We start from the raw sequence: 7,364 nt of genomic DNA, 5'->3' as shown, positions 1-7,364 counted from the left end.
TTTATCCATTCCAGAATAATACGCCTTTTGGGGGGCGAGTGCGTAACATCAGTTAATAACTGATGTTACGCACGGACCGTATTTCTCCCGTTTGCCGCGCCGAGCACCGGAGCTTTTATCGAGAACAGCCCGTTAGGGGTGCGGCAGGGAGGCCGCACGTCAGCAGAGGGGCAGGAGCCCCTTCTGCTGACCCTCGATAAAAGCGAGGAGCGCAGGAAGCAAGCGGCAACCGGGCCGCCTTTTCTTTGGTTACTTTCTTTTGGCGGAGCAAAAGAAAGTAACTCGCCTTCGGGTGCGACAAACCCGATTCAAATAACCGTCGCGCTAGCGACACTTTTAATAAAATTGTTAGTACAGTCTTCTAAATTCGAATAACTGAGTAACATCAGTTAATAACTTGAACCACTGATTTTTTTGATTGCCGAATTGCTTATAAGGTTAACCGCCAAGTGTCCGGTCCTGTTTTTTTTAAACCAGCCGAGTACCTATTCAAAATGCTGCGAATCAAAATCCGGCCAATAATATACAAAAATGCCACACAAGCCTTACTGAATACTTTTTTCCAGACGACAGGCTGCTTTGTCTTGGGTAAAACAATAAAAGGAAACTTGCTGATTGCAAGTTCTTTACGTTACTCGTAAAAAAAGGAACCGGCAGGAATACCGCTAATCCCATCCGCCAGCTTGACCATCAAGCCATTAACGTATTTGGGATATCGGTATTGTTCACTGCCGGCTCCTCTTACATACCGTTGCAACTGTACTTTCCTGATTAACCTAAAAGAGCGTCCTGAAAACGCTTCAAGATCAAACTAACCTAAACTGCAAAACGTCAGGAGATCCCGCCCGATCTATCCGCATGTCCTGAATGCCCCATTTCCACCGTTACAGGCGATACAAATCCGAAATAAGCCGCAGCCAAAGCTACCAAAAAATGCAACCAGACATCATGTCCAAAAAGCGGCACCAGTCCGAATAGTGTACTCAATGCGGGGATAAGCCCAAACACGCCAAGCACGCTATATAAAACGGCTAGGCTGCGGGCGTACAGACGGGAGGCGTCAAGATCCTTGTAAACCAGGATGCCCCACGCACCGATCGCCAAATGCACGATATTGTGCAGGGAATTGACCGGAAACATGCCGAACAGCAAGCTATATTCGGTCGATATGACCGGAGCGTCTGGGGCCGGAGGCGTCATTAAGGCTGGAAAAAAGCCTAGTACACCAACAACAACAAAAACAACACCAATCGATAGGGTAAACGTACGTATATTCATGGTTTCCTCCAGCTAACTTAAAACCTGATATCGAGATATAAATCGGAACAGCTATGCAACCATTTTCCGCTTCATCGCTTTCCACCGTGTCCGTATCCTTCTCCGTTTCCATCTGCGCAGCCGGATCATCCTTTTGACTAACGCGGCTATATCCATGCCTGCTTTTTCCTTGATGAAAATCTTTTCTTCTTCCTCGTTGAGGGTCGATCATTTCGCCGAATGTGTTGATCTCGGCACTGTAATGGTCGTCGATGGGATCCCTAGACTGTGGCTGTGAGATTAACTTTATTGCCTCGGCATGTTCCGTTTCTGTTTCACTTTAGCCCAACGACAATACAACTTGCTCCGCAGCAGTGACAAAAGACGAATTCATCCGACTGGAAAAATGATACGGTTATCCGACCGCAACGTCTGTACGTTGACGTACATAACCTCGTTCGTTTAATGGGTGTATTACGTCGGGAGAAATGTACATCCTGTCTTTCCCCAACATCAAAATCAGGACTTACAGCGGGTTTCGCATAGGTCCCGACACCAATACACGGCCTTGATAGCCCTTGGCATGATAGGCGGCCAAAACCTCGTCCCCCGCCGTACCGCCTCGCCCTGCCCGCGCCAACGCGACGCAGAGGCTGCCGCTAAGACGAGCGCCGTAAACGTCCGGGTGATTTTGCAGAAGTTCCGCCAGGCAATCGAGCTCGGCAACCGAAACCTCGAAATCGTTGCGCAAACTCGCATGGGATGCGTTCATCAACGCACCGAACTCGTCCGCAGAAACACCGGATATCGCATCAAGTACGCGCCGGTTTTCGGTCACGACATGGCGCACCCTGCGGTTCAGCGGTTCCGGCAGAGCTTCCGCAGCTGCCGGATCGTCGAGGTCACGAAGCATCGCGATACCCAGCCTGCGGGCCGCGTCTTCGCATTCCGCACGACGCTGGTTATGAAAGTTGAGCGACACGCCGCTGTCCAGTACGACAAGTTCGCTCTGTTCCGGGAGCGACAATAACCGACGTTCCAGAGTCCGCGTATCCAGGAACAACATATGTTGCTGATCGGCCAGACTGGCCGCCATCTGGTCCATAATCCCGCAACGCACACCGGCAAAACGGATCTCCGCCTGCTGGGCGAGAAGAGCAATATCGATGTCATCCACGGGAAGATGAAACAACGCGCGCAATCCCCGCAGTACAGCCACCTCCAGCGCCGCGCTGCTGGCCAACCCTGCGCCCATTGGCACGTCCGAACGGATAAGCACATTAACCGGAGCCATCACATTAATCATTTCTTCCCGCAGTACTTCGAAGCAGCCCGCCAGATAAGCCGCGAAACCGGACGGAAAGGCGCCGCCCGCCTGGTAATGGAAAAGCCCGTCCATGTTCATTGAACGGAACCGGCTCCATTGATCGGGACTCCGGGACAATTCCACCCAAGTGCGTTGCGGAATGGCAATGGGCAGCACGAAACCGTCGTTGTCATCGGTGTGCTCACCCAGCAGGTTGACCCGGCCTGGCGCACTGGCTTCGACCTCCGGATGGGCACCGAAAAAATCAGCAAACTTCAGCAGGTTGGGCTCACGATAATTCATAAGTCAGCCTCTACCGCCTGCAACGCCTTCACCTTGTCCTCCGTCAACGCATCGTTAGCGAACATTCCTGCGGCAAGCTCCGTACCGGCTGGATATTTCAACCGATCGAACGTGGATACCGCTTTGATCGGTAGTAGCGTTTCGACCAAACGCTCAGGCACATCGTGCGCTAAACCGGTCAGAGTCGGAAAACGGTTGTCAAACACTGCGATATTGTAATCACCGACCGGCAATTCGGCAGGATTGGCTGTATTACCCGAGGGCCCAAAAGGATTGCATTCCGGCGGAGGATGAAATATACGGGTCTGACGATAAGCCACATAAGCCACCGATTCTCCGCGCAATGGATGGCTGCCCTTCGGAGCTTCCAATGGCGAAGGCTTGATGGCTACATCAATAGGCCGACGGCTGTATAGACTAAGCTTACGACCATCGATTTTCTCCAATTCAAGGCTGTTCATGAGGTTCTCCACGGACCGCGTTGGCGATGTCTTCAAGAGCTATCTTCGGGGTGCGATCGGAAAACAATAGCCCGTTGGCCTCCTGAAAAGTATCGGCGAATTGGGTATAGCAAAAACCGCTGAGCATCGCCGTGCAACGTACGACTTCGATGATTGCATGGATTTGTTTCCGGAATTCCTCCGGATCGTCAATCCGGATATCACCCAAGCCTTGATTATAGCGCTCGTCGTCCGGGCGGATAAAAGCGACGCCGCCGAATTCCGAAAGCAGAACCGGCTGACCTCGATGGGGATGGCCGTCGAGAGTCAGAATGCGCCCGCCTGTCCAGCGTCGATCGAAAAAATCCTGCAACTTCACTCCCGGCCCATAGCGCGCGCGGATATGATCAGGATCGGCATCGTAGTCGTGGATGCCGATGATGTCAGTCGCGGAACTTTCCCAGCCGTCGTTACCGATCACCAGGCGTGTTTGATCGAATGAACGGGTCAGGTGGTAAAAAGCCTGGACCGCGTCCTGAGAGGCCGACAGGGACGGTAGATCGGGCACATCCCAGGATTCGTTGAACGGCACCCAGATCAGTACGCAGGGATGACTGATGTCGCGCTCGATCACTTCGATCCATTCCGCCAACAACCGGCTGATGGCCTTGTGGGTAAACCGGTAAGTACTGGGCATCTCGGTGCAGACCATCAGGCCCAGCACATCGGCCCAATACATGTAGCGCGGGTCCTCGATTTTTTGATGCTTGCGCACACCGTTGAAGCCCATGGCCTTGGCCAGCTCGACATCCCGCCGCAATGCCTTTGCGTCGGGAGCGGTCATCAGCGAATCCGGCCAGTAACCCTGGTCCAGCACCAGCCGCAGCGAATAAGGCCGACCGTTCAGCAGGATGCGCTCGGACTGGACGCCTATCGAGCGCAATGCGGTATAAGAAATGATCTCATCGATCACCTCGCCGTCACGAAGCAATTTGATTTCGGCGTCGATCAAAGTCGGATGTTCCGGCGACCACAGCATTTCATTTCTAAAATCGTCAATTCCAGGATCGGACAGCCCGATTCGCCGGTGTACTTCACCGGCGGTGACGTAGTAAGTATCTTCGGCCAGTAATCGGTTTTGGCAATGCAGGCAAACCGAGACCGAAGTTCCTTCAGGCTGACTCCCGACCACATAAGCATCGAAGCCGATATCCCAGTGTTCCAGGTTGGGCGTCCAACGGATATTCTGGATATAAGTAGCACTGACGCATTCCAGCCACACAGTCTGCCAGATGCCGGTCGTTCGGGGATACCAGATGCCGTGGGGTTCCAGCAGCCAGTCCTGCTTGCCGCGCGGCTTTTCCAAATCATGCGGATCGTCTTCGGCCCATACCGCGATATGTTGCAGTGGCCCCGCAGCCAGAGCGAAAGTGATGTCGGCGCTGAACGGCGTATGGCCACCCTGATGCTCGCATACCTTCAGATCGTTGACCCAGACCCGCGCCTGCCAGTCGACAGCGCCGAAATGTAGCAGAATCCGTGATCCGCGCCAATCATCAGGCAGATTAAATTCGCGCTGATACCAGCAGGCCCGGTGAAATCCGGTATCGCCAATCCCGCTCAAGGCGCTTTCCGGGGCAAATGGCACGTTGATCGTCAACGGCCAGTCGGAAACGTCTCGCGGCGTCCTGAATTTCATTTCATTATCGAAACCAAAACGCCACGGGCCGTCAAGCGACATCCAGCCGGCTCGGCGAAATTGAGGTCTTGGATAGATGTCATCCATCATGGCGTTCAATATTGCCCCGGCCCTTCGGAAATCCCGGTTGCAATTACGCCGGAGTTGATAACCCTGCGAGCCGGGACAGCAATCCGTTTGGCCTGGAGTCCCCGCACGGACTCGACAGCCTGCTTGCCTACCAAAAAGGCATGGTCGGCATTGTAGTACTCCCATTCGCTGTAACGGCCGGCAAGAATGATGTCGCGCTCGGCCAGCCAGTCCCGGACCAGCTTTAGGTTGGCGGCGCGGGCATGATCGTAAATCACATAGGCATACGGCATGTCCACTTGATTGGCGGCCCAAACCGGATCTTCCGGAGAAAAGATGCCTACTTTATGACAATCCCGAATACATTGCTGAATCAGCGCATCGCCATCGCAGGGCAATGGTTTTCCGGGCGCATAAGTTATTTCGCAAGTCAGACCGAAACCGCCGGGCGGATTACAGTGGGGGTTGGCGTTGCCCTGCACGAATATACGATGAAATACGGTATCCTCCGGATAGTAAATCCAGTATTTTTCGGTCAGATTAGGCCGGCCGATCCCGAGATTCACAGATCGGACAGAGACATGCCGTAGCGCCTCCGACGCTTGACGAATACGAACCGGCACATCGCCGCGAAGGCTCTGAAACAGAATCGGCAGAGGCATGGTACTGATTAAATGACCGTATTCCAGCGTAGAACCATCAGCCAGGGTCACGTTATGCCGGCCCGGTGAAATCGACACGACTTTGGAGTTCAGGCGCAACCGGGTCTTCAGGTATGGAAGAAAACCATTCATCAGCGACTGGAAACCGCCTTTTAACGGATAACGTGTGTGCAGGTCGTTGCTGTAGACGGAGACCCCGCGATCCTGCCAATGAACATTGTCGCCCAGCAGCTTGCGGTACATCTCATGCACGTAAGGCTCTTTGGAAAAGATGATGTGACCGGCAAAATCGAAGGTAAAGCCATTCTCTTCCAAAGAGCTGCACCATCCGCCAACCGTGTTATTCGCCTCCAGCAGCACTGAATCCTGGGCATGAAAAGCCGCGGATAATCCGGTCGGGCCGGCGCCGATAATAGCGACCTTAGTACGATCTTTCCTGGCCCGTGCCTTGGCAGGCGCTCCCCGCACCCGGCCCTTTTGAATTTTGCCGATTTCTTCCACCATGGCTCGGGCAGTCATGTCCCAAGATGTGTTCAACAAGATTTTGCGTATTCCGGTGAGCCGTTGGTTAAACTGCTCGGCGCTCTGGTTCAACGCAAGATCGCAGGCGGAGAGGAATGCATCGGCGGTATCGCCGAGATAAACAATATCGCCGTAAGGTTCGGCCACATCGGCAATTGGCGTACTGACGATGGGTTTCTCCGCCGCCATATATTCCAGCGTCTTGGCTGGACTGATGAAACGGGTCGACTCGTTGCAGGCGAAAGGAAGCAGACAGACATCCCAACCCGCCAGAAAAGCCGGCAGCTGATCGTAACTCTGTTGCCCCCAATAGTGGATATTGGGATGTTGGGGCAATTGTCCCGGATCGATTCTGGTGACAGGCCCTACCATCATCAGTTGCCACTCGGGCCGCTCAAGGGCCATTTGGTCCAGTAACGGCAGATCTATGCGTTCGTCAATAACGCCGAAAAAGCCGAAACGCGGTCGGGGCCGGCTTGCCTGCTCGACGTGGTCAAGCGCTGTATCGCGGGCTTTTCCGAAGTGGGCTGCATCAACGCTATTCGGAAAATAATGCACATTGGGGTGGCGGTCGCGCTTGGCCCGGTACAAGCTTGGACCTCCGGTGAACACCAGGTCCACACAGCGATAAGCTTCCGCCTCCCATTCCAGAAATTCCGGCGGTGCATACTTAGAGGCGGACAACTCGTCCATCACGTCGTAGACCATCGCCAAAGGCTTGAGCCGACGGGCCAGCGGCAGGGCCATGGGCATATAGAGCCAGACCAGAAGGTCTTGCAGGGCTTCTCGATCAACCAGTTGGTCGAGAAGAATGCTGAGCTGGTGCAGTTGGTTGCCGTTGAAGCCCGGATCGGGAATGGTCGTGTACGGCGTGCAAACCAACACGGAAGAAACCGACCGCTCGAAGCGCCAGTGCGCGGCTTGCCAAGTCTCGCAGAGTACCGGCTCTTCGATGAACATAACACGAAAACGCTTTGCCAAGCGTGACAGCAAATGTTGCGGACGCTGCCATACCCAGTTCCATCGCAGATGTGAGAAGACAATGATCGTAGGTGTCTTATCCATAATCCCTCCTTAGGAATAGATGCAGTTGAATATTTTGTAGC

The 7,364-nt window shown here is 53.9% G+C and carries 5 protein-coding genes; all 5 read right to left on the bottom strand.

The window, feature by feature from the left end; genetic code table 11:
- Positions 1-831: 831 nt before the first annotated feature.
- The 5 genes from V7051_RS08360 to V7051_RS08340 all read right to left on the bottom strand — a co-directional run bounded on the left by V7051_RS08360 (position 832) and on the right by V7051_RS08340 (position 7,323).
- Positions 832-1,278: a DUF4383 domain-containing protein gene (locus V7051_RS08360; RefSeq protein ID WP_333874417.1), complete on the bottom strand. Its 447-nt coding sequence runs from the start codon at positions 1,276-1,278 to the stop codon at positions 832-834.
- 505 nt (positions 1,279-1,783) lie between these two features.
- Entirely contained in the window at positions 1,784-2,866 is a 1,083-nt protein-coding gene (locus V7051_RS08355) for a galactokinase (protein ID WP_333874418.1), read from the bottom strand.
- The gene (locus tag V7051_RS08350) at positions 2,863-3,327 is read right to left on the bottom strand and encodes a hypothetical protein (RefSeq protein WP_333874419.1); all 465 of its coding nucleotides are present in this window, start codon (positions 3,325-3,327) and stop codon (positions 2,863-2,865) included. The genes V7051_RS08355 and V7051_RS08350 overlap by 4 nt, the downstream gene beginning before the upstream one ends.
- The gene (locus tag V7051_RS08345) at positions 3,314-5,095 is read right to left on the bottom strand and encodes a glycoside hydrolase family 2 protein (protein WP_334168733.1); all 1,782 of its coding nucleotides are present in this window, start codon (positions 5,093-5,095) and stop codon (positions 3,314-3,316) included. Before V7051_RS08345 ends, V7051_RS08350 begins: the two co-directional genes overlap by 14 nt.
- A 5-nt stretch (positions 5,096-5,100) precedes the next feature.
- Complete coding sequence (locus V7051_RS08340; RefSeq protein ID WP_333874421.1) at positions 5,101-7,323, bottom strand: FAD-dependent oxidoreductase; 2,223 nt, start codon at positions 7,321-7,323, stop codon at positions 5,101-5,103.
- Positions 7,324-7,364 lie beyond the last annotated feature (41 nt).

Origin of the sequence: Methylobacter sp., from assembly GCF_036845245.1 — a bacterium.
GTDB lineage: Bacteria > Pseudomonadota > Gammaproteobacteria > Methylococcales > Methylomonadaceae > Methylobacter_A.
The sequence above is the reverse complement of the archived record's forward strand: the minus strand, read 5'-3'. Positions and strand labels throughout refer to the sequence as shown.

What these genes read in the sequence shown, in the direction of transcription:
- V7051_RS08350 (WP_333874419.1), bottom strand. Translation starts at nt 3,327, where the DNA reads ATGAACAGCCTTGAATTGGAGAAAATCGATGGTCGTAAGCTTAGTCTA.
- V7051_RS08340 (WP_333874421.1), bottom strand. Translation starts at nt 7,323, where the DNA reads ATGGATAAGACACCTACGATCATTGTCTTCTCACATCTGCGATGGAAC.
- V7051_RS08345 (WP_334168733.1), bottom strand. Translation starts at nt 5,095, where the DNA reads ATGATGGATGACATCTATCCAAGACCTCAATTTCGCCGAGCCGGCTGG.
- V7051_RS08355 (WP_333874418.1), bottom strand. Translation starts at nt 2,866, where the DNA reads ATGAATTATCGTGAGCCCAACCTGCTGAAGTTTGCTGATTTTTTCGGT.
- V7051_RS08360 (WP_333874417.1), bottom strand. Translation starts at nt 1,278, where the DNA reads ATGAATATACGTACGTTTACCCTATCGATTGGTGTTGTTTTTGTTGTT.